This window comes from Brachybacterium paraconglomeratum, assembly GCF_039541415.1.
Taxonomy (GTDB): Bacteria; Actinomycetota; Actinomycetes; order Actinomycetales; family Dermabacteraceae; genus Brachybacterium; species Brachybacterium paraconglomeratum_A.
Genome location: NZ_BAABGE010000002.1, coordinates 132,077 through 156,554 on the forward strand (window position 1 = coordinate 132,077; position 24,478 = coordinate 156,554).

The following is a 24,478-nucleotide window of genomic DNA, read 5'->3' on the forward strand; positions in this document are numbered from 1 at the left end:
CACGAAAGATAGTTCAATCTTGAATCATCACCCGGAGCGGTCCGCGGAATGACTCAGCAGATCACCACAGCAGACCACTCCGCGGCACCGAGACCTACCGCGAGGAGCGACCACCATGCAGTTCGGAATCTTCACCATCGCCGACATCACGCCGGATCCCACCACCGGCAAGGTGCCCACCGAGAACGAGCGCCTGAAGTCCATGGTCGAGCAGGGCAAGCTCGCCGAGCAGGTGGGCCTCGACGTCTTCGCGATCGGTGAGCACCACAACCCGCCGTTCGTCACCTCCTCCCCCACCACCACCCTCGCCTTCGTCGGCGCCCAGACCGAGAAGATCATCCTCTCCACTGCGACCACGCTGATCACCACCAATGACCCGGTGAAGATCGCCGAGGACTACGCGATGCTGCAGCACCTCACCGGCGGCCGCGTGGACCTGGTGATGGGTCGCGGGAACACCGGCCCGGTCTACCCCTGGTTCGGGCAGGACATCCGCAAGGGCGTCGAGATCGCGATCTCGAACTACGACCTGCTGCGCCGGCTGTGGACCGAGGACGTCGTGAACTGGGAGGGCGAGTTCCGCACCCCGCTGCAGCAGTTCACCTCCACCCCGCGCCCGCTGGACGGCGTGGCCCCCTTCGTGTGGCATGGTTCGATCCGCTCCCCGCAGATCGCCGAGCAGGCCGCCTATTACGGCGACGGATTCCTGCACAACAACATCTTCTGGCCGATGTCCCACACCAAGCAGATGGTGCAGCTGTACCGCGAGCGCTTCGAGCACTACGGCCACGGCAAGGCCCACCAGGCCTACGTGGGCCTCGGCGGGCAGGCGTTCATGCGCAAGAACTCCCAGGACGCGATCAATGAGTTCCGCCCCTACTTCGACAACGCGCCCGTCTACGGCGGCGGCCCCTCGATGGAGGACTTCACCGCACAGACCCCGCTCACCGTCGGCTCCCCCGAGCAGGTCATCGAGCGCTACCTGACCATGGCCGACCACGTCGGCGACTACCAGCGCCAGATGTTCCTCATGGACCACGCGGGCCTGCCGCACCAGACGGTCATGGAGCAGATCGAGCTGCTGGGCACCGAGGTGGTCCCGGTCCTGCGCAAGGAGCTCGCGGCCCGCAAGCCGGCCGACGTCCCCGAGGCACCCACCCACGCGAACCGGGTCGCCGCCGCCGCGGCGAAGGATGGCGCCTTCGACGACGCCTACAAGTTCGAGACCGGCGACAACTGGACCGGCCTGCGCGCCGAGGACTCCCGCCGCTGACCCGGCGACCCGCCTCCACCGCCCAGACACCCGCACCCATCGCTTCCGAGGAGCTCGCATGACCACCACCCTCCGTCTCGTCGCCCTCTCCGCCGGGCTCTCCACGCCCAGCTCGACCCGCATGCTCGCCGACCAGCTCTCGCGCGCCGCGGCCGCCGCGATCGGCGGCGAGGGCACCGAGGTGGAGGTGGAGGTGACGACGGTGGAGCTGCGCGAGTACGCCCACGACATCACCGACGCCCTGCTCACCCGCTTCCCGAACGAGCGGCTGTCGATGGTGGTGGAGTCGGTGCGTGCGGCCGACGCGGTCATCGCCGTCACCCCGGTCTTCAACGTCGGCCCCTCAGGCCTGTTCAAGATGTTCTTCGACGCGCTCGACATCGAGATCTGGAGGGACAAGCCGGTGCTGCTGGGCGCGACCGCGGGCACCGCGCGTCACTCCCTCGCGATCGACTATGCGATCCGTCCGATGCTCGGTTACCTGAAGGCCGAGGTGGTGCCGACCGTCGTGTTCGCGGCCTCCGCGGACTTCGGCGCTGACACCGAGGGTCAGGCCGACGTCCAGCCGCTCGCGGTGAGGGTGCGCCGGGCGGCGGGCGAGCTCGCCACGATGCTCAGCGCCGGGATGGGCACCTCGACCGACGGCGCGGAGACCTCCACGGCTGCGGCCGACGGCACTCCGGCGGCGCCGGCCTCGACCCTGGACGCGGAGTTCTCCGACTTCGTCCCGATGGGCACTCTGCTCGGCCGCGGCTGAATGGGCCCGGGCGCAACCGTCGGCATCCAGATGCCTTGCTGACCTCACGTCCCTAGGTCGGAACGAACGGCGACGCTCAGTCCGCGGAGTCAGGCGACTGCGGCGAATCGGCGCTCTGCGCGGAGACCGGCGATGCCGGGGAATCGGCGGAGACCGGTGACGGTGCCGAGTGCACGGTCTGCTTCGTCGGCGCAGGTGCCTTCTTCGCGGCCTGCGTCGTGGTCGGCGTCTTCGTCGATGTTTTCGTGGTCGTCGAGGACTTCGGGGTCGACGGAGCCTGCTGCGTCGTGGACCGCGGCGCCGGCGCTGCAGACTGCGCCGTGGGTGCGGATGGCGCAGAGACCGCGGTGACGGCGGGCATCGCCGAGATCGGGGACAGCGGCGACCCGGCCGAGCTCAGCGTCTCCACTGCCGGGACCTGCTGCGGGGACACCATCTGAGAGGTCGACTCGACCGACGCCCGAGCGATCGATGCTCGATCCATCGCCAGCTCCGCACCGTCGGCGACTGCCTGCTCGGCGGAGTCTCCGACCGAAGCCTCGGCGTCTGCGTGCCCGATCCCGGGCCCCTCCATGGGCGTCGGGGCACCGCCGGCGACCAGTGCATAGGCGACACCCGGCGCCAGCACGGCGGCGCTGGTGCCCGCCACCACGGTCCAGAGGGTCTTCCTGCTCATCGGTGCGCTCCTCGCTCGCTGCGTCGCCCCCGGCCGGGCGTCCGTCATGCCCCGTAGTACAGCGGTCGTCGATGAGACCCCGGACAGACCGTCATGAGAGGCCTCTCATGGTCGGGCGGCGGGCACCACGAGGAGGTCCGCAGCCGCGAGCATCCGCAGCGCCGCGACGTCGTTCCGGGCCGCAGCTCGCAGTCGCCTATCGCGAGCCGACGAGCGGATAGACTCTCGACGGGGGCAATCGCTTTCCGTCACCTCTCGTCCACCCAGGAGTGCCCATTGATCCGCCCCGGACTCTGCTCCGTCACCTTCCGCGACCTCGACGTCGAGTCCGTGATCGGTCATGCCGTCGCCGCCGAGCTCGAGTGCATCGAGTGGGCGGGGGACGCGCACGTTCCACCCGGCGATCCCGCCGCGGCGCGACGCGCTAGGGAGCTCACCGAGCAGGCGGGCCTCGCCGTCGCCTCCTACGGCTCCTACCTGCGCTTCGAAGGCTCCGACGAGGAGTTTCGCACTGCGGCCGACGGGGTGCTCATGTCCGCCCAGGAGCTCGGTGCGCCGCGGATCCGGGTCTGGGCGGGGAGCACCGGCTCCGCCGACGTCCCCGCTGAGGACCGCGTCCAGATCATCCGGCGAATCCAGCGGTTCGCCGACCGCACGGCTGAGCACGGCATCGACGTCGGCCTCGAATTCCACGGCCGCACGTTGACCGACGAGATCGGCTCGACCCTGCACCTGCTCGACGAGGTCGATCGCATCAACGTCCTCTCGTACTGGCAGCCCCACCAGGGGATGGACGCGCCGGAGGCGCTCGAGACGCTCCGCCAGGTGCTCCCCCGCACCTCCACCATTCATGTGTTCTCGTGGTGGCCCACGCATGAGCGCCTCGCACTGTCCGAGCGCGCCGCCCTGTGGCGGGACGCCTTCGCGATCCTCGCTGCGGAGGGCTCCGACCGTGACGCGCTGCTGGAATTCCTCCCCGGGGATGATCCGGCGCTGCTGCGCCGGGAGGCGGATGCCCTGCGCTCCCTGATCGCTGCCGGGACGTCTTTCGGCGCGGAGGCCGCGCGATGAGGGCGCTGCTGGCGATGCCCGCGGGTCTGCAGCACCGCATGTTCGACGCCGCCCAGCTGGCACGGCTGCGCGAGCTGGCCGAGGTCGACACCGAACGCACGATCGCGCACTGGGCCGACGCCTCGGAGGCGGAGCTGGCGGAGGTGGAGGTGCTGATCACCGGCTGGGGCTCCCCGCTGATCGATGCCGCCGCCCTGGCGCGCCTTCCTCGGCTCCGCGCGATCCTCCACACCGCCGGCACGGTGCGCGGCATCGTCTCCGACGCCGTCTGGGAGCGCGAAGACGTCGTGGTCACCTCGGCCACGGAGGTGAACGCTGTCCCGGTCGCGGAGTTCACGCTCGCCCAGATCCTGCTGGCGGGGAAGCGTTCCCTCGCCCAGGAGCACCGCTATCGGCGCGACCGCGCGTCGCACCCCGCGACCCACACCTCCGCCGAGATCGGCAACTATGGCGGCACCGTCGGCCTCATCGGCGCCTCCCGTATCGGCGTGCTGGTGGCAGAGCATCTGCGGCAATTCGACCTCGAGGTGCTGTTCACCGACCCCTTCGTCGACGCCGCGGCGATCACGGCGCTCGGCGCCACCAAGGTGGAGCCGGAGGAGCTGTACGCCCGCAGCGACGTGGTGAGCCTGCATGCGCCGGACGTCCCCTCCACCCGCGGCATGGTCAACCGTGAGCTGCTCGCGCTGATGCGGGACGGCACCACCTTCCTCAACACCGCCCGGCCCGCCCTGGTGGACCTGGACGCACTGCGCGACGAGGTGGTCTCCGGGCGCCTGGCCGCGGTGCTCGATGTGCACGACGAGCTCGCCGCCGACGATCCGCTCTGGGACGCCCCGCTGGCCTCGATCACCCCGCATATCGCCGGCTCCCAGGGCAATGAGCTGCACCGTATGGGTGAGGCGGCGCTCGAGGAGATCCGCCGCCTCGGTGCCGGGGAGCCACCGCGCTATCCCGTCGACGGTTCCCGCCGGGACGTCAGCGCCTGACGACTCAGCTGATAGCCCGCACGGGGAATCTCACTCCCCCTCCTCCGCCGTACGCCATCGCGCGCCGCATGGCCTCGATATGCTGACCCGATGCGGGGACAGCGTTTCCCGGCCCTCACAGACCCTCAGCAGAAGGAGTCCCGATGCCCGCCGTGCGCCTCAGCGACGTCGCCCAGGACGCCGGGGTCTCCCTGGCCACCGCCTCCCGTGTGCTCAACGGCTCCACTCGCGTGCCGGGGAAGGCCGTCGCCGAGAAGGTGAAGGCCTCCGCCGAGAAGCTCGGCTACGTCGCCAACGCCCAGGCGCAGGCGCTCGCGCGCTCCCGCTCCGGCCTGATCGGCCTGGTGGTGCACGACATCGCCGACCCCTACTTCTCGACCATCGCCCGCGAGGTCCAGCAGCAGGTCTTCGCCTCCCAGTCCCAGGTGCTGCTCACCCAGACCGACCGCCAGATCGACACCGAGACCCGAGCCCTGCGCTCCCTGCTCGCCCAGCAGGTCGATGCGCTGGTGCTGGTCGGCTCGCACCGCTACGGCACCGAATCCGACGCCGCCATCGGCAACCTGCTGCGGGGCTTCGAGCGCAACGGCGGCAAGGTGGTGGGCCTCGGCCAGTCCCTCGGAGTGGGCCGCACCATCGTGACGGACAACGCCGCAGCCTCCCACGAACTGGCCACGGCCCTGGTCGTCGAAGGCCATCGACGCTTCGCCGTGGTCGAGGGCATCGCCGGGATCCCCTCGGCCGGGGACCGCACCGGCGGCTTCGTCGCCGCACTCACCGAGGCCGGGATCGAGCCGGAGCTGAGCACCGCCGCGGACCTCACCCGCGATGGCGGCCACAAGCTCGCCGAACGGATCCACGACCACCTGCTCTCCTCACCCGGCCCTGCGGATGGACCGCTGTGCGTCTTCGCTCCGGCGGACGTCATGGCCCTCGGCGCACTCGGCGAGCTGCGCCGCCGCGGCGTGGACGTGCCCGGGCAGGTCGCGGTCGCCGGCTTCGGCGGGGTGCCCGGCGCGACCGACGCGAACCCGACCCTGACCACGATCGCGCTGCCGCTGGCCGAGATGGCACGGCAGGCCGTGGAATGGGCACTCGAGGGAAAGCCGGGGCTCGAGGAGCCCGAGGAGGACGACCGCCCCCGCGAGGTGCATGTGCGCGGAGACGTGCTGCTGGGCGAGTCCACCGAGCTGACCCGCGCCAGCTAGGGGCGCTGCGAACGACGGAACGGCCCGGACCGACGTCCGGAGCCTTCGGGGTCGCTCACGCCATCACCATCCCGCGCCGCTCAGGCTGGACGCAGCGCCGGCTTGATCGACCATCGCGTGTTCGCCCACACCACGTACAGGATCAGTGAGGACGCCAGCGCCCAGCACAGGATGGGCTGCCAGATCAGTCCCAGCAGGCCGATCCCCAGCACCAGCAGGCTGAGCAGGGTGAACGGAAAGCTGCGCAGCATGGCAAAGGCGGCTGTCCTGACCAGCACGAGGGTCCGGGCATCGGCCCCTTCGCTGATCAGTGCCGCGACGCCGAGGGCCGTCATCAGCCCGAGCAGAGCGGCGATGAACAGCGCCGGTGCGACCACCAGTCCCCAGCTCTGCGCGAGCACCCACTGCGCGTCCACGATCAGCACGAGCACGGCGCCCATCGGCAGGGCGGTCGCGCGCAGAGTCGTCACGGCGGTGGCACGAAGGGTGCGCAGCACCGGCCGCAGGAGCTGGTACTCGGAGAAGCCATCCCACCAGGAGGGCACGACGGCGTCACCCTCGGCGCGCAGCCTCTCCCCCACCTCGAAGGCGGGAGCGTCCCGGAACGCACAGAACGCCGCCACGATGATCGGCATCGCGAGGTAGAGCGCGACGATCAACGCTGGCGTCGATGAGAGCGGATCCGCCGCCAGCACGCACAGCAGCACCAGCGGAAGGGCGCCGACCACCAGGATCGCATTCAGCCTCAGCGCACCGAAGAGGAATGCAGCGATCGTCGACCAGGTCTGCGCGGCATGGCTGCTGCCCTCTCCCGAGGGCTTCGACGGCCCCTGCCTCGAGATCGTGACCCGGCGCTGCACAGCGCTCATCCCTTGAGCCCGGAGGTGGCGATGCCCTGGACGAAGTACTTCTGACCGACCATGAACACGAGCGCGATCGGCAGGACGGAGAGCACCGAACCGGTCATGATGCCGAGGCGGCGCACGTCCTCCTCGTAGTCCGTGCGCACCCCGTCCCGCCGGAAGCGCGCGTACTGGCTCAGCAGCGGGAAGGGCAGCGGCTCCGCGCCGGAGGCGAGCGCGGGGGCGAGCATCGCGCTGCGCAACGGCTCTGCAGGCTGCCGGGGGACGGCGATCCGTTCCCTCGCACCGTCGAAGGCGTGCGAGAGCTCCGGAGGCAGAGCAGCACACACGGCGGACTCGGGGCCGATGCCGTATTCGTCGTCGGCACCGGCCTCGAGACCCTAGGCCTGGCGCAGCGGCGAGCTCGGCTGTCGTGCACCGTCCATGTCTGCTCCTCAGGCGTGCGGCAGCACCAGCTGCTCGAACCGCTCGGCGATGATCTTCGCGGACTCGTCGGCCGGGGTGGCCCAGACGTCCTCGTTGAAGATCTCGACCTCGATGTCGCCGGTGTAGCCGGCCGCCGTGACCATCCGGGTGATCGAGGGGAAGTCGATGAAGCCGTCCCCCATATAGCCGCGGGAGAACAGCGGATCCGCGGCCAGGGGGAGGTTCCAGTCGCACACCTGGTAGCTCAGCAGGCGTCCGCCGGCCCCGGCTCGCGCGATGGACTGCTCGAGCGCCGGGTCCCACCACACGTGATAGGTGTCGACGATGACGCCGACGGCGTCGCTGCCGGAGGCCTCGGCAACATCGAGGGCCTGGCCCAGGGTGGAGAGCACGGCACGGTCGGCCGCGAACATGGGGTGCATCGGCTCGAGGGCGAGCGTCACCCCTGCAGACTTCGCGTAGGGAGCCAGCATCGCGATGCTCTCGGTGACCCGGGCACGCGCCGCCGCGAGGTCCTTGTCCTCCTGCGTGATCCCACCGACCACCATCACCAGGGTGGGGGCGCCGAGGGCGGCGGTCTCGTCGATTGCACGGCGGTTGTCCGCCAGGGCCTCCGCTCTGTCGGCCTCGACGGAGGCGGTGAGGAAGCCGCCGCGGCACAGGCTGCTCACCCGCAGCCCGGCGTCGTCGACCCGTCGGCGCAGGGCGTCCAGACCCACCTCGGCGATGTCCTGCCGCCACAGGCCCACCGCGTCGATGCCGCGAGCGGTGGTGGCCTCGAGGAACTCCTGCAGCGGGGTGGTGCGGAGACTCCAGCGGTTCAGCGACAGGCGCGGTGTGCCGGCACCGAGTCGTGCGGACGGGGTGGTCAGCGAGGGCGAGGTGGTCATGCGGGCTCTCCGTTCGGAAGGTCGTATCCGGCCTGGCGCAGCATGCCGTGCCAGCGCTCGGCGGCGAGCGCCGGCTGCTCGAGGTTGCCGGTGGTGGCGGCGAGCTCGATGGTGCGCGAGAGGTGCGGGAGGCTGCGGGCGGAGTGCATGCCGCCCACCATCACGAATGCCGGCTGGTGGCCATTGAGCCAGGCCAGGAACGCGACTCCGGTCTTGTAGTGGGGGGTGGGGGCGGAGAAGATGTGGCGGCCCAGCTCCTCCGAGGCGTCCAGGATCCGGGAGGCCTCGGCCGGGTCGCCCGCATCCAGCGCCTGCACGGCGGCTGAGGCCGCAGGGGCGGTCGCGGCGAACGCTCCCAGCAGCGCGTCGGAATACTTCCCGAGCACCTGCTCTCCCCCGGGCTCGGCGGTGAACGTGCCATCACCCACGATGAGGTGGGAGAAGTGGAAGTCGTCCCCGGTGAGCATGCGCACGCCTTCGGGGAGCCGTTCACGCACCGCGATCTCGGCGGCGTCGTCCAGCAGGCTCATCTTCACGCCGCGGATCTTCGCGGGGTCCGCCTCGATGATGCGCAGGAGCGTGTCGGCGCCGACGGCGGGGTCGTCGCTGCCGAAGTAGCCCGCGAGCTGCGGATCGAAGACGGTGCCCAGCCAGTGCAGGACCACGGGTGCGGTCGCGGCATCGAGCACCCGCCGGTAGACGTCCTCGTACTCGGCTGCTGTGCTCGCAGCGCGGGCGAGGTGGCGGCTGGCCATCAGCACCGCGCCGGCGCCGGTCGCCTCGGTGGCGCGGAGCTGCTCGACATACGCGTCGACGATCTCGTCGAGGCTGAGCTCGTGCTCGCTGCGCTGGTCGGTGTTGACCCCGGCGACCACCAGGTCGCTCACGCTCGCACCCGCCGGGAACACGGCAGAGATCTCCGGATCCTCGAGCGCCTCTCGCGCCGCCTCCGCGCTGCGGGTGATCAGCTCGCGGGTCGCGACCGGGTCCAGGCCCATGTTGCGCTGGGCGGTGTCCATCGCGTCGGCCACCCCGAGCCCGCGGGCCCACATGGTGCGGCGGAAGGCGAGGGTCGCGTCCCAGTCGATATCCGCCGGGGCGCCGGGGGTGTTGTCCCCGTGCACCTGCGGCACCACGTGCACCGCCGCATAGACCACGCGGGAGCGCAGCGGCGCGGCGGGGAGCGCGAAGGCGGGGGCGTCGGCGAGCGGGATGGTCCGCAGCGCGCCGTCCTCATCCAGCAGGGTCAGCTGCAGGTCACTCACGGCGCTCACACCTCCGTCAGCGGGTCGAGCGCGATGCGGCGGCCCTCCGCGGAGCTGGTCAGGCCCACCTCCGCGAGGCGCACGCCGCGCGCACCCGAGAGGAAGTCGAAGGGATACTCGCGGCCCTCGACATAGTGACGGAGGAAGTCCTCCCACTGGACCTTGAAGCCGTTGTCGAAGCCGTTCGGGCCGGCGTTGTCCGGCACCTCGATCCAGTCGCCCCGGTAGTCGTGGCCATCCTTGACGTCGGGGTTCCAGACCGGCTTGGGGGTCGCCTCACGCGGCTGGATCCGAGCGCCGTGCAGGCCCACGACGGCGCTGCCCTTGGTGCCGTCGACCTGGAACTCGACCAGCTCGTCGCGGTGGACGCGCACGTCCCAGCTGGAGTTCATCTGCACCACGGTGCCGCCCTCGAGGCGGAAGATGCCATAGGCGGAGTCATCCGCGGTGGCGGTGTACTGCTGGCCCTGTTCGTCCCAGCGCTGACCGATGTGGGTCGCGGTCTGGGCGTAGACGTCCTCGATGCGGCCGAACAGCTCCTCGATGACGTAGTTCCAGTGCGGGAACATGTCCGCGACGATGCCGCCGCCGTCCTCGGAGCGGTAGTTCCAGGAGGGACGCTGCGCGTCCTGCCAGTCCCCCTCGTAGACCCAGTAGCCGAACTCACCACGCACCGAGAGGATCTCGCCGAAGAAGCCGGAGTCGATCAGTCGGCGCAGCTTGAGCAGACCCGGCAGGTAGAGCTTGTCGTGGACGACGCCGTTGACGGTGCCGTGCTGCTTCGCGAGCGTCGCGAGCTCGAGCGCATCCTCGAAGGACTCCGCCGTGGGCTTCTCGGTGTAGATCGCCTTGCCGGCGGCGATGGCCTTCTTGAGGTTCGCGACCCGCAGGTTCGTCACCAGCGCGTCGAAGTAGACCTCGTAGTCGGGGTTCGCGAGCGCCTCGTCGACGTCGGTGGTCCACTTCGTCAGGCCGTGGCGCTCGGCGACGGTGCGCAGCTTCTCCTCGTTGCGGCCCACCAGCAGCAGGTCCGGCAGCAGGCGGTCACCGTTCGTGAGCTCCACCCCGCCCTGCTCCTGGATGGCGAGCAGGGAGCGCACCAGGTGCTGGCGATAGCCCATCCGCCCGGTGGCGCCGTTGACGATGATCCCGATCCTGCGTGTAGCCATGTGGATACTCCCTATGTCCCGTGAGTCCGCGGGCGTCCATGCCCAGCGGTAACCGCTTTCCTTTCCTAGAGTACATCACGTCGAGAAAAGCTGGGCAAGCCCTTGCCGTCCGAGCGTGCCACACCCCGTCTCCGCCCTCCGCCCGACGCCTCCTGATCGGCAACACCGGGCAAGGAGTGGCCCCGCTCACACCACTGCCCGTAGGAACATGGGCACAGCGGTCTCTCCGAGGGATGCGGTCGATGACGGCGCATCGAGCGAGCGGACCCAGCTCATCCCACGCCCGACGAGAGGCCCCCCGTGACGTCCGCCAGCAGCCCCACCCTCGCCCTGCACCGCCGCAGTCCCGCCGAACGCTGGCTCGAGGCCCTCCCCCTCGGCAATGGGCGACTCGGCGCGATGATCTGGGGCGATCCGCGCGCTGCCCGGTTCTCGCTCAACGAGTCCACTCTGTGGTCCGGCGGGCCGCAGACGGATGCTCCGCACCGCACCAGTCGCCGCGAAGCCGGGGCCGCCCTGACCCGCTCCCGCACCCTGTTCGAGAACGGCGACATCCCCGCGGCCCAGCAGGAGATCGAGCGCCTGGGTGCCTCCTGGTCACAGGCATATCTGCCGGTCGGCGACCTGTCCGTGCGCCTCGAGGGCCTCCCCGAGACCGGCAGGGCTGCCGAGCGGATCCTGGACCTCGAGCATGCCGAGCACCGGGTGCTGGCCGATCCCGGGGAGCAGCTGAGCTTCGTCAGCCGGGCCGACGAGGTCCTCGTCCACACTGCGCCCTGCCCCGACGGGCTCATCCCCAGCCTCGAGTTCTCCTCCCCGCTGCTCGAGGAGCGTCGTGAGGCTCTCGAGGGCAGCCTCACTGTGCTGCTGCGCGCCCCGTCGGACATCCCCGCCGGGCAGTTCCGGCGCGAGCAGGAGATCGCCTGGGAGAGCGACGGCGCGAGCCGCGCGGCGGTCGTGGCGCGCTGGCAGGTGCGGCACGGGCGCCTCCTGCTGGTCTGCGCGGTGGTCACCACCTGGCAGGGCCTCGGCAAGGCACCGGACCGGGAGGTGCAGGAGGTGCTCGACGAGGCATCGGCGCAGGCGGAGGCCGCCCTCGCTCGCGGCGAGGAAGAACTGCACCGGCGCCACCGGGACACCCCGCAGCCGGGCGCCGGCGAGGTCGCGCTCGAGCTGCGCGGATCCTCCGAGGCGAAGCTGCTGGCGACGAGCTTCGCCTACGGGCGCCACCTGCTGGCCTCCGCTTCGCGTCCCGGGCTGCCGCCCGCGAACCTGCAGGGGCTGTGGAATGCGCGTCTCGAGGCCCCCTGGTCCTCGAACTACACGGTGAACATCAACCTCGAGATGAACCACTGGGCGGCTGGCGTCGCCCAGGTGCCGGAGGCCGCGGCGGCGCTCGAGCAGTACGTGGCGATGCTGCGCACCGCCGGTCAGGAGACCGCGCGCCGGCTCTACGGGGCCGACGGCTGGACGGTGCACCACAACTCCGATCCCTGGGGGTACACCGAGCCGGTGCGGGGAGAACCGTCCTGGGCGACCTGGCCGATGGGCGGGCTGTGGCTCGAGCGGGAGCTGGACTCTCTGGCGAGCTTCAGCGGGCGCGACGCGGTGGAGATCGCCCGCGAGCGCTTCCCCGCCCTGCGGGAGGCGGTCGCCTTCGCGCTCTGCCTGCTGCATGAGAGCGCCGACGGGCATCTGGCCACCTTCCCCTCCACCTCGCCGGAGAACCTGTGGCTCACAGGGGAGGGCACCCCGGTCAGCCTCAGCGAGGGCACCGGGATGGACCGGTGGCTGCTGCACGAGACCGCCGAGCACCTGCTGGAGGCCGCGGCGCTGCTGGGCGAGGAACAGGATCCGGTGGTCCAGCGCGCCCGCTCGGCGCTCGCCCTGGTGCCGGGCCCGAGGATCGGGGCCGACGGCCGGGTGCTCGAGTGGCACCGTGACGGGCTGGTCGAGGCGGAGCCGGAGCATCGGCACGTCTCCCACCTGGGCTTCCTCTACCCCGGCCAGGGCGCGGTGGAGCCGCGGCTGGAGCAGGCCGTGACCCGTTCCCTCGAAGCCCGCGGGGACGAGGCCACCGGCTGGTCCCTGGTGTGGAAGGCGTGCCTCTGGGCGCGCCTGCACCGCGGCGACCGGGTGCAGGCCCTGCTCGAGCTGTATCTGCGCCCCGCCGAGACCGCGGATGGTGAGCGCAGCGGGCTCTACCCGAACCTGTTCTCCGCCCATCCGCCGTTCCAGATCGACGGGAACCTCGGCATCGTCGCCGCCCTCGCCGAATGCCTGCTCCAGAGCCACCGCGGGGAGATCGAGCTGCTGCCGGCGCTGCCGCCGATGATGGCCGACGGGTCCGTGCGCGGGCTGATCGCCCGTCCCGGTGTCGCGGTGGACATGGCCTGGAGCGACGGCGCTCTCACCTCGCTCGAGCTGCGGGCGACGGGCCCGGGGGCGCTGGGCACGCACCAAGTGCGCTGCGGGAACCGGATGGTGAGCGTGCGGCTGTCAGGGACGGAGCCGGTGACGCTGAACGCGGCGGCGCTGCGCGCGACGGGTCGGACGTCTGAGGTAGCGGGAATCTGAGAGCATGACGCCGGCCCCGGATTCCGGCGACGCAAGGACCGCGGGCTCGCAGCAGCAGAAAGGTGCGTGGCGCCGTGGGCGTGGGTGTGTTGTCCCGAGGGCAGGGACCGGTGCTGAGCCGCCGTGGATTCGTCGGGGTCGTCGGTCTCACGGCGCTCGCCCTGACCGGCACCCTCAGTGCCTGCAGCGGGGAGAAGAACCAGCTCACGGTCGACGTCGTCGATTCCGCACCCGCCTCGGCCGTGCTGCCCGGTGAGGACCTCGCCTGGATCGCGCTCACCCTCAGCGCGGCCCTCTTCCTCGCCGCCGATGGGGTCCTGATCGCCACGCCGGAGACGCTTGAACAGCTCGCTCCGGTGAGCTCCGCGACGGGCCTGCCGCTGCTGGTCGGCACCGACCAGGCGGTCGCCGAGGAGATCTCACGGCTGGGCGCCGGCACCGTGCTGACCGCGGCCGGCACGGATCTCAGCGGGCTCGGCGATCTCGTGGGCGACCTGGAGGTGGTGGAGATCGACTCTGCGCAGGAGGGTCCCGAGCTGCCCGCGGTGAACCTGGACGAGCAGGCAGTCGCGGTGACTCTGCTGGTGGACCCCGAGGCAGAAGCAGAGGCGGCGCTTCCCACCCGGACCCTCGCCTCCGCCGTCGTCCAGGCCGTCGGCGGCAGCATCGCCGAGATCCCCAGCGGGGTGCTCGGCCGCAGCAGCGAGACGATCGCTGCGGTCACGGAAGCGGCGGGCGATGACCCGGCCACCGGCGTGCTCGCCCTCGGCGCGAGCTTCGCAGCGAACTTCGGAGCGGGCGCCGGGGCGGCCGACGACTGGCCGGCCGCGCTCGACCGCACGCTCCGCACCCCGCAGCTGCCCGGCGGCGGGCACCAGGCCTTCCCGGGCCGTCGGATGGTCGCCGCCTATGGCTCCCCCGGTGTCCCCTCCCTCGGGATCCTCGGCGAGCAGAGCCTGCAGGAGTCGATCACCCGGGTCCAGGAGCTCGCCGCGGAGTACGCGGGCCTGGCCGAGGAGCCGGTGCTCCCGGCCTTCGAGATCATCACCACCATGGCCTCCTCCGAGCCGGGCGGGGACGGGAACTACTCCACCGAGCGCGACCCCGAGCTGCTGCGTGAATGGGTCGACGCGGCAGGCGAGGCCGGGGTCTATGTGGTGCTGGACCTGCAGCCCGGCACCACGGACTTCCTCACCCAGGCGAGGCTGTACGAGGACCTGCTGCTCGCGCCCCATGTGGGCCTCGCGCTGGACGCGGAATGGCGGCTCGAGCCCGGCCAGAAACATCTGGCGCAGATCGGGTCGGTCTCCGCGGCGGAGGTCAACGATGTCGCCTCCTGGCTGGCCGCCCTCACCACCGAGCACAGCCTGCCGCAGAAGCTGCTGATCCTGCACCAGTTCACCCACTCGATGATCAGCGACCGGCAGGACATCGACACCTCCCACCCTGAGCTGGCGATCACCCTGCACGCCGACGGGCACGGCGTCCCCGGTGACAAGCTCGGCACCTACCGCGCACTGCAGCGGGACCTGCCGGAGGGGATCTTCATGGCATGGAAGAACTTCTACGACGAGGACACCCCGATGTTCACGCCACAGGAGACCTACGAGGTCGAGCCCCGGCCCTGGTTCGTCTCCTACCAGTGAGCTCGGCGCGGTGAGCTCTCGCGCTCAGCCGGCGCGCAGGTGGGCGAGGAGCAGCCCGATCGGAATGCTCACCACGGTCAGCAGGAGCACTGCCCGGTAGGTCCACAGCGCCCAGGCCGGGCCCTTCGCTCCGCGGCCGACGGCGCGGATCATCAGTCCCATCGTCACCATCAGCAGCAGCCCGCCGCCGTCGACGATCCATGGCGAGGAGAGCACCGTCCCGGCGACCACCGCCAGGCATCCCAGGTTCCAGGTCAGCAGCTCGGCACGGAGGATCCCGGGCCAGGGGCGCTGCGGGGCGAGGGCGTGCTGGGCGATCCCGAGACCTGCCTGCAGCACGCCGCCGACGAGCACCAGGAACGCGGCAGCCCAGGATCCGTGTCCGAGCCCGAGCGGGCTCGTCACCGCCGCGACCAGCCCTCCGGCGATCACCCAGGCGCCAGCGACGGCGCGGAAGGGCAGATCATCCCGGAGGCGCGTCCCGGTGGCGGGACGGGAGTCGACGTGGTGGGTCATGCCCACCATTGTCTCGCGCCGACCATGGTGACTGCGGACATCCCGGCTCGCTCCTCCCCATAACGGGTTCATCCACATTCCTCGTCCTCCCATCACCCATTTCCCGGACTGACCTTTCCTCCACACCCGAGGGTTATCCACAATTTCCACCAATAAAGCCCTAGCCCTGGCGAAGCGGGGCAGTGCGACGTAAAATCATACGAAGAGAACGAGCTTCGGATGCACCGACGTGGAATGCAGAGAATCAAGGAAGAGGGGGTGGCATGATGTCTTCGAGCATGGACATACGGCCGTCCCGCAAGACTGCCATCGGTACTGATATCGCCACCGGCGCAGAACCTCCCCGCCCGACGGTCCGCGCCCGCAAGCCGCTGGACCCGGAGGACTTCGCCGCGCGCGCTTGGTGCGAGCCAGGCTCTTTCGAGGTCCATGCGGCGCAGGAGCTCTTCTCGACCCATCACGACGAAGCCCGGGCGTACGCAGAACGGCTGCGGAAGCTCGCAATGCTCTGGGACGACACTGTTGACTCGGATGGCGATGGAGATGTCTACGCGGTCCTCGTCGCCGACGCACGTCGGGTCACGCTGGATCAGGCCCGGTCACTACTTCGGGACGCCTGCACCGCCGTCACCTCCCTCCCCCGCACCTTCGCGCGTCTCGCCGCCGGGCACCTTCCGGTCTCCTGGTTCGAGCAGCTGCTGCGCCGCATTCGTCATCTCACCTCCGACCAGTGCTGGCAGGTCGATGAGCGAGTGTCGGAGTGGGACCTCGAGAACATCCGTGCCGATCGGTTCTCGAGGGAGCTCGGGAAGCTGATCACCTGGTTCGGATCCGCTGCAGTGCAGGCCACCCCCGCGGAGCAGCGTAACGTCGCCCTTGCAGGGAACCCCGAGAATGACGGCACCGCCTACCTCGGGATCACCGGGCCGGTTCACGAGATCCTCGCCCTCTCCCATCGTCTCGACGCCGCCGCGCGTGCCGTCCAGAACGAGCAGCGCCACGCACTTGAGGACGGCCGTCCCGTCCCCTTCGACATCGACGGCGACGCCGCCCGCAACGGCCACCACCTGACCCTCGCGGCGCTGCGGTACGCGATCCTCACCCGCAGCATGCTCGACACCGGAGGGATCGAAGTCCCCGGGAGCCGGCTCCGGCTGAACGTCGTCGTCCCCGTGATGACCCTGCTTGGCGAATCTGAAGCACCGGGGATGATCGACGGGACGATTCCGCTGCCCGCGGCGATGGCACGTCACCTCGCAGCGGGCGAAGACACCTGGTACCGAATACTCGCCGAGCCCGCCACAGGCGCCTTCCTCCCCCTGCCGCCCTCGCGATACTCACCGACCCCCGCGATGCAAGAGCATCTGCGCCTTCTCGATCCCGTATGCGCCGTCCCCGGATGCACCAGAAATGTTTGCACCGTGGGGGAAGCGGACCATATCGAAGAGTACGATCACAAGAATCCCGAGAATGGTGGACAGACCGAGATCGACAATCTTCATCGATTGTGTTGGCACCACCATGATCTGAAAACTCGAGGTCGCATCGACCCTGTGCGTGAACCAGACGGAAGCACCACCTGGATCATCGATGGGCATACCCGCATTCATGCCGAGCAGAACCACGATCTGCTCACGCCCGTGCTTGCGAAAGCCCTTCAGCACTCCTGGGACGTCTATCAGGAGATGCTCGCCTGGGAGGATGCACGCCATCGTGGACTCCTCCAGGACAGCGATCCGGCACCGCTGCCGAACCCGGGCGCGGCGCCGGTAGCAGAGCCCGAGCCCGAGCCCGAGCCACCCTACTGACCCGGAGGTCGACCCCTCCCGACCCGGAGTCAGTGGTTGCTCGCCACCCAGCCCTCGCCGCACTGCCCGCCGTACTCGGAGGCGTCGATCCGCACTTCCTCTCCGTCGGCGTCGAGCAGCGGCTGGTAGGAAGCGGCCACCTCGCGACTGCCCTCGGGGATGTAGTGGAAGATCAGCGAGCGCCGGAACCGGTCGGTACTCGTGTTGGGCTTCGAACCGTGGACCAGACTGCCGTGGAAGATGAGCATGCCCCCGGCCTTCATCTCCGTCTGCTCGACCCGCAGATGCGGGGGGATGCTCACCGTGATGGTGGTGAACGATTCCGTCGCGTCGGCTTCTTCGGGGCATTCGATCTCGTAGCGGTGGGTACCGGGCACCACGCCGAGCGCTCCGTTCTCGGCGTCGCAGTCATCGACCGCGATCCAGGCCGCGATACAGGTCTCGGGGTGGGACTGCAGGAAGTAGTTGTCCTGGTGCATGGCCTGGCCACGGGCACCGGCGGGCTTGAAGTAGAACATCGACTGCGCCGCCCACACCGGGCCCACGGTCTCGATCACCCGGCCCATCACCCGCTGCTCGAGCAGCCAGCGCCGGGCGACCTGTCCCGGCTCATGGTCTGCACGATGCGGCTGGATCATCCGCGGATAGGCTCGCAGCGGGTCCCCTTCCGGGATCTCGCCGAAGGACCCACCGCTGCCGTCGGTCTCGATATGGGTGGTGAAGCTGTCGCGCAGCTCGCTGATCTCCTCGGCGCTCAGCACACCGCGCAGATGCACCGCACCATTGCGGTCGTAGTCATCAGCCAGCTGGCGCGGATCCAGGCCCTCCGCATCGAAGATCTGCAGTCCGGTGACCTCTGCAGGGGAGGAACGTTCGACGGGGGTTTCCGATGTGGTCGTCATGATGTCAGTCTGGGTCCACACACTGACGCGGACCAGGTGATCGGAGGGTGAGGACATGGACGATCCTGCTGCACCCTCCGAGCTGCCGGCTCCGGGTGGCTTCTCCCTCATACCCGCCCTCGAGCTCCCTCCACCGCAGATCGAACGGGTGCAGGCCGGGGAGCTCACCCAGGACGCCCGCTATCGCGTGCGACGCTCCCGCGGCAGCGAGGACTGGTTGCTGCTGCACACTGTCGGCGGAGGCGGGCTGGTGCTCGCGGCCGATGGCTCACGCCTCGCGACCGCCCCCGGCGAGGGGGTGCTGCTGCGCCCGGGCACCGTGCACGACTACGGGACCGATCCAGTCGCCGGGCACTGGAGCCTGCTGTTCTGCCACGTGCACCCGCCGGCGACCTGGCTGGCCCTGCTGGACTGGCCCGACGCGGCCCCCGGGATCGGCCGCATCAGACTCGGCACCGAGGTGGATCAGCGGGTGCGCCAGCACCTGCGCGGAGCGGCACGCGCGGCACGCCTCGCCGTCGGCCGCCCGGAGCTGTTCGCACTGAACGGGATCGAGGCGGCGCTGCTCTGGTACGACACCCAGAATCCTCGTCGGCGCCAGCTCGACGAACGCGTGCTGCGGGTCCTCGAGCACATCGATGCCCATCTCGCCGAGCAGCTGGACGTGGCGAGCCTCGCGGATGTCGCCCACCTCTCCCCCTCCCGCCTGGCTCACCTGTTCTCCGCGCAGCTGGGCACGCCGCTCACGCGCTACGTCGAGGCGCAGCGGATGGAGCTCGCCGCCCGCCTGCTCGAGCTGACCGACGATCCCGTCGCGGCCGTGGCCCGCCGGGTCGGATTCCGCGACGCGCTGTACTTCTCGCGCCGATTTCGGGCTCAGCACGGGGTGAGCCCCTCGGCCCATCGGGCGCTCCAGCGCGGTCGAGTGCAGGTCGTAGGGTGAGAGCATGACTCGTCGACAGCGCTGGACCCTCCTGCTCATGACCCTTGCGATCCTCGTGATCGCCGTGCTGGTCGCGCAGGACGGTGAACTGCTCTCGGGCGTCGCATTCGGCGTCCTCGCCGTGCTCGTGCTGCACGTCTACAGCTGGTGGGCTCGGAGACGCGGCCGGCACACTCCCTGGGAGCGTGCCACAGCGCAGATCGCGCCCGACCACGCCGTAGTGCTGTGGAAGCCGGGCTGCCTCTATTGCGAGCGACTGCTGCTCCAGCTCCGCTCAGACTCCCGCGTGACCTGGGTGAACGTATGGCAGGACGAGGAAGCGAACGCTCAGGTGCGTGCCGTCAACCACGGCAACGAGCTCACGCCGACGGTGCTGCTCGGTGATCAGATCCTGCGGAACCCCACCGCCGCCGAGCTGCGCGAGCGCCTCACGTCAGCTGGCCCCGCGGCCGGACGCGTCCAGCGGGCGCCGGCTGCTCAGTCCCCGTCGGCCACTTAGTCTCCGTCGGCCGCACGCAGCGCGATCACGCTCTCCGGCGGCCAGACGTAGTCGTCGTCGCAGCGAAACCCGCGCAGCCAGGACACTCCCTCGACCACCCGCAGGTAGAAGCCCTTGGGGAACTCATGATCCGCGCTCAGCGGTTCGGAGACCACATGCAGCGCCCCGGTGGGGATGCGTCCCGCGGAAAGCAGGGAATCCGGCGCCTGGGACTGGGAGGCCATCGCGAGCCTCAGGTACGGGCCCGTGGTCGCCGGGCAGAGTGCGAGGCCCTGCCGCAGCGACGCAGCGATCACCTCGGGCAGGGTGCCTTCCTCGGGAAGGCCCAGGTCGGCGACGCGGCGCTGAGTGACCATGACGGTCTCCGGTGCACGCTCGTCGAAGCAGGGGTGGTCGAGCAATGTCTCCGCATGGACGTTGAGCTGGACCCCCGCTGCCGCCAGCCGCTCCCGCAGCTCCGCTCGGGAGAGGCCGCCCAACAGGAGCTGCAGTGCTGAGTCCGTCATGGACTCAGTATCACTGATGACAGGAACGGCGAAGGCCCCTCCGGCTCCCGCCACGAGGCGGGGCCGGAGGGGCCTTCGGGAACGAGCTGTCGATCAGGCGTCGACCACCACGGCCATGACGGCGGGCTCGCGGCGGTAGGTGCGGCGCAGGTAGCCGCTGACGGTGTCGACGATGATGTTCTCGATCGCGCCGATGTCCTCGATCTTGTCCTGCTTGGCGCGGGCCAGCGCCTTGTTGACCTGGGTCGACGCACCATCGAAGGTGCGCTTGTCGTGCACGAAGCCCTTGGTCATGAACTCGACCGGCTCGACCGGCTGGTACGTGTCGGGGTCGATGAGGGCCACCACGGTGACCACGCCGCCGCCGCTGAGCATGCGGCGCTCGGCGAGGGTGTCCTCGGTGGCGGTGCCGATGGTCTGGCCGTCGACGTAGACCAGTCCGGCCTCGACCTTGCCGGAGATCTTCGCGTGGCCGTCGATCAGGTCGACGGTGTAGCCGTCCTGCGCGATGACGATGTGATCCTCCGGCACGCCGGTGCGGCGGGCCAGCTCGGCGTTGGCGTGCATGTGCTTGGACTCGCCATGCACCGGCATCACGTTCTTCGGACGCACGATGTTGTAGCAGTACACGAGCTCGCCGGCGCTCGCGTGACCGGAGACATGCACCTTCGCGTTGCCCTTGTGGACGATGTTCGCGCCGAGATCGGTGAGCTTGTTGATGATCCCGTAGATCGCGTTCTCGTTGCCGGGGATCAGCGAGCTGGCCATCAGCACCGTGTCGCCCTCGCCCACCTGGATCTGGTGGTCGCCGTTGGCCATGCGGGCCAGCGCCGCCATCGGCTCACCCTGCGAGCCGGTGCAGATCAGCGTGACCTTGTGATCGGGCATCGACTGGATCTTGCGGAAGTCGACGACCAGTCCCTTGGGGATGGTCAGGTAGCCGAGATCGCGAGCGATCCCCATGTTGCGCACCATCGAACGGCCGACGAAGGCGACCTTGCGGCCGTTGGCATGGGCGGCGTTGAGCACCTGCTGGATGCGGTGCACGTGGCTTGCGAAGCTCGAGACGATGATCCGGCGCGGCGAGGTGGTGAACACCTGGTCGATGGCCGGGTTCAGGTCGCGCTCGGACATCGTGAAGCCGGGGACCTCGGCGTTGGTGGAGTCGGTGAGGAAGAGATCCACACCCTCCTCGCCCAGGCGCGAGAAGGCGCGCAGGTCGGTGATGCGGCCGTCCAGCGGGAACTGGTCCATCTTGAAGTCACCGGTGTGCAGCACGGAGCCGGCCTTGGTGCGGATCATGATGGCGAGGGCGTCGGGGATCGAGTGGTTGACCGCGACGAACTCGAGGTCGAACGAACCGGCCTTGTGCTTCTGCCCCGCTTCGACCTGGAGGGTCTTGGGGGTGATGCGATGCTCCTTGAGCTTCGCGGTGATGAAGGCCAGGGTCAGCTCGGAGCCGATCAGGGGGATGTCGCCCCGCTCCTTGAGCAGGTACGGCACGCCGCCGATGTGGTCCTCGTGGCCGTGCGTGAGCACGATCGCCTCGATGTCGTCGAGCCGGTCGCGGATCGAGGTGAAGTCCGGCAGGATCACGTCGATGCCGGGCTGGTGCTCCTCGGGGAAGAGCACGCCGCAGTCGACGATCAGAAGCTTGCCTGCGTGCTCGAACACCGTCATGTTGCGGCCGACCTCGCCGAGGCCGCCGAGCGCGGTGATGCGCAGACCATTGCGGGGAAGGCGCGGGGGAGCAGTGAGTTTACGGCGGGGGGTGGGCATGGGGAATTCTCTCCATCGTCGAAGGGTCAGGGTCTTAAGTCATTGGTGGCGCGCGCGTCACAGAGGTCGCAGCAAACGTCCACCCCTTAAACGTACGTCAGGATCGGCTCATTTCCGCATCCATGCCGAATTGACCACGTTCAGAATGTCGGATCCGCACGGTCTGCTCGCCGGTATCCCCTCTGAGCTGTCGCCGGTTCCCCCGCGAAGCGACAGCTCAGAGGGGATGCTCGTGGGGTGCCCCGGTGTCGCGCCACCGCCTCGCTCACCTGGTGAGACTCGGCCAGTGGGACTCCGCTGGCTGGGACTCAGCTGGCGAGGCTCAGCCGGCGAGCGCCCGGACCAGGACGTCGAGGGAGCGTTCGGCGCGGAAGCCGTGACCTCCGCCCGTGACCACGAGCTCGGGCGGGACCGCACCGTGTGCCTCCCATGCCGGTGCGAGGCGCGCGAAGGACTCCCGGGTCGCCGCGATCGGGAAGATGTGGTCCTGCTCCCCCGCCTCGAGGATCAGCGGACGCGGCGCGATGAGGGCGGCGATGTCCGCCATCTCGAACTCGGGCAGGAGCCCCGGGATGATGTTGCAGGGACAGTGCCGGATCGAGCAGAGACTCGCCTCGAAACTGCAGAAGTACGTCGCGACCAGGGCCGCCGTGATCGACGGGTCGGAAGCCGCGAGCAGCAGAGCGACCGCTCCTCCCCCGGAGCCGCCGGCGACGCCCACTCGCGTCGGATCCACGCCGGGCAGCTGCCGCAGAGCCTCTACGGCGGCGCGCGCGTCGGCCACCCGGTGGCCCATCACGGGGCGTCCATGCAGGAGCAGGCGCGCGGCGTCGATGCCACAGGAGTTCTCCGCCAGCTCGTAAGGCTCGGCACCCTCGGGGCGAGGGAAGCGTCGCCGGCCGAAGCTGATCATTTCCGGGCACAGCACCGTCAGCCCGGCCCGCACCAGCTTGTGGGCGAGGCCCTCGTGATACTCGTCCGTCGGTTCGGTGCGCACCAGGTCATCGATCCCGCGGCCGTGGCCGGCGACCAGCACCACGCCGGCCCCGGTGGCGAGCTCCGGGGCGGGGCGCAGGAGGAAGGCGGGGATCGAGTCTCCCTCGGCGGTGCGCACCCGCACCTCCTCGGGGGCTCCGGTGGCCGGGGCCGACGGGATCGCCTCGAGGTGCGCTGCGCCGTCACCCCCGGTGGTGGCGAGGCCCAGCAGAGAGATCAGCCGCTCCCGCCCCGCCGACGGGTCGGCCGGCGGGAGCGGGGTTCCGAGAGTGATCATGCGAGGCAGTCTGCTCCGATACGTCCCGGGGCGGGACCGAACTGCGGCCCTGCCCAGGCGCCGACCACGCCCGCGACGTGCTGGACCTTGTCCACGCACGAACGCTGAGTCGGCTCCCAGGAGCCGTCGTCGGCCAGCTGTTCGGACTCGGGGCGGCCCTCGTTGTATGCCGCGCGAAGATCAACAGAACGATGATCCACGAGGTTCCCGCGAGTGGTGATCTCGGTGCCCTTCAGCACCGACAGCAGCTGACCTGCCTCGACGACTCCGCCGGTGGTGAAGGCGTTCGCCTCGACCAGCAGATGGGACCCGAAGCCCACTCCGATCGAGTACCCGTAGCCCACCGTCTGCTGCTCGCGGATCAGGTAGTGGTTGTTGTACACATCGACCTGGCCGAAGCGCACGCGCGGTGCGCGCTGGCCCACACCCTCGTAGAGGTTGTGATGGAAGGTGACCCGGAGCGTGCCGGGGTCGCCGCGATCGGGCTTGTCCGTCGAGCCGACGAGGGTGAGCTTGTCGTGATCACGGAAGGTGTTCCAGCTGACGGTCACCAGGTCCGAGCCGTTGGTGACGTCCAGCGCCCCGTCATGGCGCTGGAATGTCCTGCCGAAGTGCTCCGGCAGCTGGTCATCGGTCATGGGCTCGTCGGTGAATGCGTTGTGGTCGATCCAGATGTGCGTGGACCCGTCGACGATGCGCACGCTGTCGTACTCGCTGTTCCAGTTGCCCAGCGCCCCGTCGGTCGGATCCCAGGACGGGAAGCAGTCGTAGGTGTCGGCGAGCACCAGATTGCGCACGATCACGTTGTCCACGCCGCGGATCGAGAGCGACGCCCCGGTGAGCCCGGCGCCCTCCGTCGCGCCGATGAGGGTGGTGTTCGCCGGAACGTCCACCTGGATCAGCGCACGCTGCTTCTGGGCGGCGATGCGTCGGGCATCCTCCTGTTCGCCCTCGGGCTCGCGGTCCGTGCCCCAGGTCTCGGGGTCGTAGGCCTCGAGATAGGCGTCGAGGTCGTAACCGGTGCCCTCGGCGATCTCCTCGCAGGTGATGGGTGCGCCGTCGTCGTCGGCGTTCATCGGGATGTTGCCGTGCACGCGCACGATGGCGGGGGCATCACCGGCTGCGGCCAGTGCGGCGATGAGCTCGGGCCGGTCGGAGACGTCGTAGATGTGCTCGGCGGTGGCGTCGGCGCCTCCGGTGGTTCCGCCGTCGGCGCTCGCCCAGCCGTCAGCCTCGGGGAGGACCTGGGTCTGGGTGATCGCGGGGCTGCGGGGATGCCCCTGCGGCGGGCCCTGGCCGTCCTTCGGAGCGGCGAGCACGGCAACGGGCACCATGAGCGCCGCGACGGACACGGCGACAGCGGCGCTGCGGGCGAAGGCCCGAGCGGTGCGTGTGGGGGTGGTGTGGGAGGTCATGATCGTCCTTGATCTGTGAGGAGACGG

General features: G+C 70.0%; 22 protein-coding genes. 10 read left to right on the forward strand and 12 right to left on the reverse strand.

Going from position 1 to position 24,478, the window contains the following annotated elements; translation table 11 throughout:
- The first annotated feature begins 115 nt into the window (after positions 1-115).
- Positions 116-1,273, forward strand: coding sequence for an LLM class flavin-dependent oxidoreductase (locus ABD893_RS00585; RefSeq protein WP_345075535.1), 1,158 nt, complete (start codon positions 116-118; stop codon positions 1,271-1,273).
- A gap of 58 nt (positions 1,274-1,331) precedes the next feature.
- On the forward strand, positions 1,332-2,030 hold the full coding sequence (locus ABD893_RS00590) for a CE1759 family FMN reductase (protein ID WP_345075536.1): 699 nt from the start codon (positions 1,332-1,334) through the stop codon (positions 2,028-2,030).
- Positions 2,031-2,106: 76 nt separating this feature from the next.
- Here ABD893_RS00590 and ABD893_RS00595 read toward each other — a convergent pair whose 3' ends face one another.
- A complete protein-coding gene (locus ABD893_RS00595) occupies positions 2,107-2,706 on the reverse strand; it encodes a hypothetical protein (protein ID WP_345075537.1) in 600 nt (199 codons plus the stop codon).
- Between the two features lie 276 nt (positions 2,707-2,982).
- Between ABD893_RS00595 and ABD893_RS00600 the strand changes: the two genes are divergently transcribed.
- The 3 genes from ABD893_RS00600 (at position 2,983) to ABD893_RS00610 (ending at position 5,974) form a co-directional block, all read left to right on the forward strand.
- Positions 2,983-3,777, forward strand: a complete 795-nt coding sequence (locus ABD893_RS00600) for a sugar phosphate isomerase/epimerase family protein (RefSeq protein WP_345075538.1) — start codon at positions 2,983-2,985, stop codon at positions 3,775-3,777.
- The gene (locus tag ABD893_RS00605) at positions 3,774-4,766 is read left to right on the forward strand and encodes a hydroxyacid dehydrogenase (RefSeq protein WP_345075539.1); all 993 of its coding nucleotides are present in this window, start codon (positions 3,774-3,776) and stop codon (positions 4,764-4,766) included. Before ABD893_RS00600 ends, ABD893_RS00605 begins: the two co-directional genes overlap by 4 nt.
- Positions 4,767-4,909: 143 nt before the next feature.
- On the forward strand, positions 4,910-5,974 hold the full coding sequence (locus ABD893_RS00610) for a LacI family DNA-binding transcriptional regulator (RefSeq protein ID WP_345075540.1): 1,065 nt from the start codon (positions 4,910-4,912) through the stop codon (positions 5,972-5,974).
- 80 nt (positions 5,975-6,054) lie between these two features.
- Here the strand turns inward: ABD893_RS00610 and ABD893_RS00615 are convergent, their stop codons facing one another.
- The 5 genes from ABD893_RS00615 to ABD893_RS00635 all read right to left on the reverse strand — a co-directional run bounded on the left by ABD893_RS00615 (position 6,055) and on the right by ABD893_RS00635 (position 10,587).
- Positions 6,055-6,843, reverse strand: a complete 789-nt coding sequence (locus ABD893_RS00615) for a hypothetical protein (RefSeq protein ID WP_345075541.1) — start codon at positions 6,841-6,843, stop codon at positions 6,055-6,057.
- Positions 6,840-7,166, reverse strand: a complete 327-nt coding sequence (locus ABD893_RS00620) for a hypothetical protein (RefSeq protein ID WP_345075542.1) — start codon at positions 7,164-7,166, stop codon at positions 6,840-6,842. Before ABD893_RS00620 ends, ABD893_RS00615 begins: the two co-directional genes overlap by 4 nt.
- 105 nt (positions 7,167-7,271) lie before the next feature.
- The gene (locus ABD893_RS00625; RefSeq protein ID WP_345075543.1) at positions 7,272-8,153 is read right to left on the reverse strand and encodes a sugar phosphate isomerase/epimerase family protein; all 882 of its coding nucleotides are present in this window, start codon (positions 8,151-8,153) and stop codon (positions 7,272-7,274) included.
- Entirely contained in the window at positions 8,150-9,418 is a 1,269-nt protein-coding gene (locus tag ABD893_RS00630; RefSeq protein ID WP_345075544.1) for a DUF993 family protein, read from the reverse strand. The genes ABD893_RS00625 and ABD893_RS00630 overlap by 4 nt, the downstream gene beginning before the upstream one ends.
- Before the next feature lie 5 nt (positions 9,419-9,423).
- On the reverse strand, positions 9,424-10,587 hold the full coding sequence (locus ABD893_RS00635) for a Gfo/Idh/MocA family protein (RefSeq protein WP_345075545.1): 1,164 nt from the start codon (positions 10,585-10,587) through the stop codon (positions 9,424-9,426).
- A gap of 300 nt (positions 10,588-10,887) precedes the next feature.
- Here ABD893_RS00635 and ABD893_RS00640 point away from each other — a divergent pair, with 300 nt between their 5' ends.
- Positions 10,888-13,164: a glycosyl hydrolase family 95 catalytic domain-containing protein gene (locus ABD893_RS00640; RefSeq protein ID WP_345075546.1), complete on the forward strand. Its 2,277-nt coding sequence runs from the start codon at positions 10,888-10,890 to the stop codon at positions 13,162-13,164.
- Positions 13,165-13,274: 110 nt separating this feature from the next.
- Entirely contained in the window at positions 13,275-14,810 is a 1,536-nt protein-coding gene (locus ABD893_RS00645) for a hypothetical protein (protein ID WP_345075547.1), read from the forward strand.
- A 24-nt stretch (positions 14,811-14,834) separates the two neighbouring features.
- Here ABD893_RS00645 and ABD893_RS00650 read toward each other — a convergent pair whose 3' ends face one another.
- A complete protein-coding gene (locus ABD893_RS00650; RefSeq protein WP_345075548.1) occupies positions 14,835-15,326 on the reverse strand; it encodes a hypothetical protein in 492 nt (163 codons plus the stop codon).
- Positions 15,327-15,589: 263 nt separating this feature from the next.
- On the opposite strand from ABD893_RS00650, the gene ABD893_RS00655 reads away from it, so the two are divergent.
- Entirely contained in the window at positions 15,590-17,134 is a 1,545-nt protein-coding gene (locus ABD893_RS00655) for an HNH endonuclease signature motif containing protein (protein WP_345075549.1), read from the forward strand.
- A gap of 29 nt (positions 17,135-17,163) precedes the next feature.
- On the opposite strand, the gene ABD893_RS00660 is transcribed toward ABD893_RS00655, so the two are convergent.
- On the reverse strand, positions 17,164-18,036 hold the full coding sequence (locus tag ABD893_RS00660) for a phytanoyl-CoA dioxygenase family protein (RefSeq protein ID WP_345075550.1): 873 nt from the start codon (positions 18,034-18,036) through the stop codon (positions 17,164-17,166).
- A 55-nt stretch (positions 18,037-18,091) separates the two neighbouring features.
- Between ABD893_RS00660 and ABD893_RS00665 the strand changes: the two genes are divergently transcribed.
- Together ABD893_RS00665 and ABD893_RS00670 are read left to right on the forward strand one after the other, a co-directional pair.
- A complete protein-coding gene (locus ABD893_RS00665) occupies positions 18,092-18,979 on the forward strand; it encodes a helix-turn-helix domain-containing protein (RefSeq protein ID WP_345075551.1) in 888 nt (295 codons plus the stop codon).
- Between the two features lie 4 nt (positions 18,980-18,983).
- Positions 18,984-19,478 (forward strand): thioredoxin domain-containing protein, encoded by a 495-nt coding sequence (locus ABD893_RS00670; RefSeq protein WP_345075552.1) that lies wholly within the window; start codon positions 18,984-18,986, stop codon positions 19,476-19,478.
- Here the strand turns inward: ABD893_RS00670 and ABD893_RS00675 are convergent.
- The 4 genes from ABD893_RS00675 to ABD893_RS00690 all read right to left on the reverse strand — a co-directional run bounded on the left by ABD893_RS00675 (position 19,475) and on the right by ABD893_RS00690 (position 24,451).
- Entirely contained in the window at positions 19,475-19,984 is a 510-nt protein-coding gene (locus ABD893_RS00675; RefSeq protein WP_345075553.1) for a hypothetical protein, read from the reverse strand. The two genes, ABD893_RS00670 and ABD893_RS00675, sit on opposite strands and share 4 nt — an antisense overlap.
- Before the next feature lie 93 nt (positions 19,985-20,077).
- Positions 20,078-21,763, reverse strand: coding sequence for a ribonuclease J (locus tag ABD893_RS00680; RefSeq protein ID WP_345075554.1), 1,686 nt, complete (start codon positions 21,761-21,763; stop codon positions 20,078-20,080).
- 322 nt (positions 21,764-22,085) lie between these two features.
- On the reverse strand, positions 22,086-23,036 hold the full coding sequence (locus tag ABD893_RS00685; RefSeq protein ID WP_345075555.1) for a dienelactone hydrolase family protein: 951 nt from the start codon (positions 23,034-23,036) through the stop codon (positions 22,086-22,088).
- Positions 23,033-24,451, reverse strand: coding sequence for a pectate lyase family protein (locus ABD893_RS00690; protein WP_345075556.1), 1,419 nt, complete (start codon positions 24,449-24,451; stop codon positions 23,033-23,035). The genes ABD893_RS00685 and ABD893_RS00690 overlap by 4 nt, the downstream gene beginning before the upstream one ends.
- Positions 24,452-24,478: the final 27 nt, after the last annotated feature.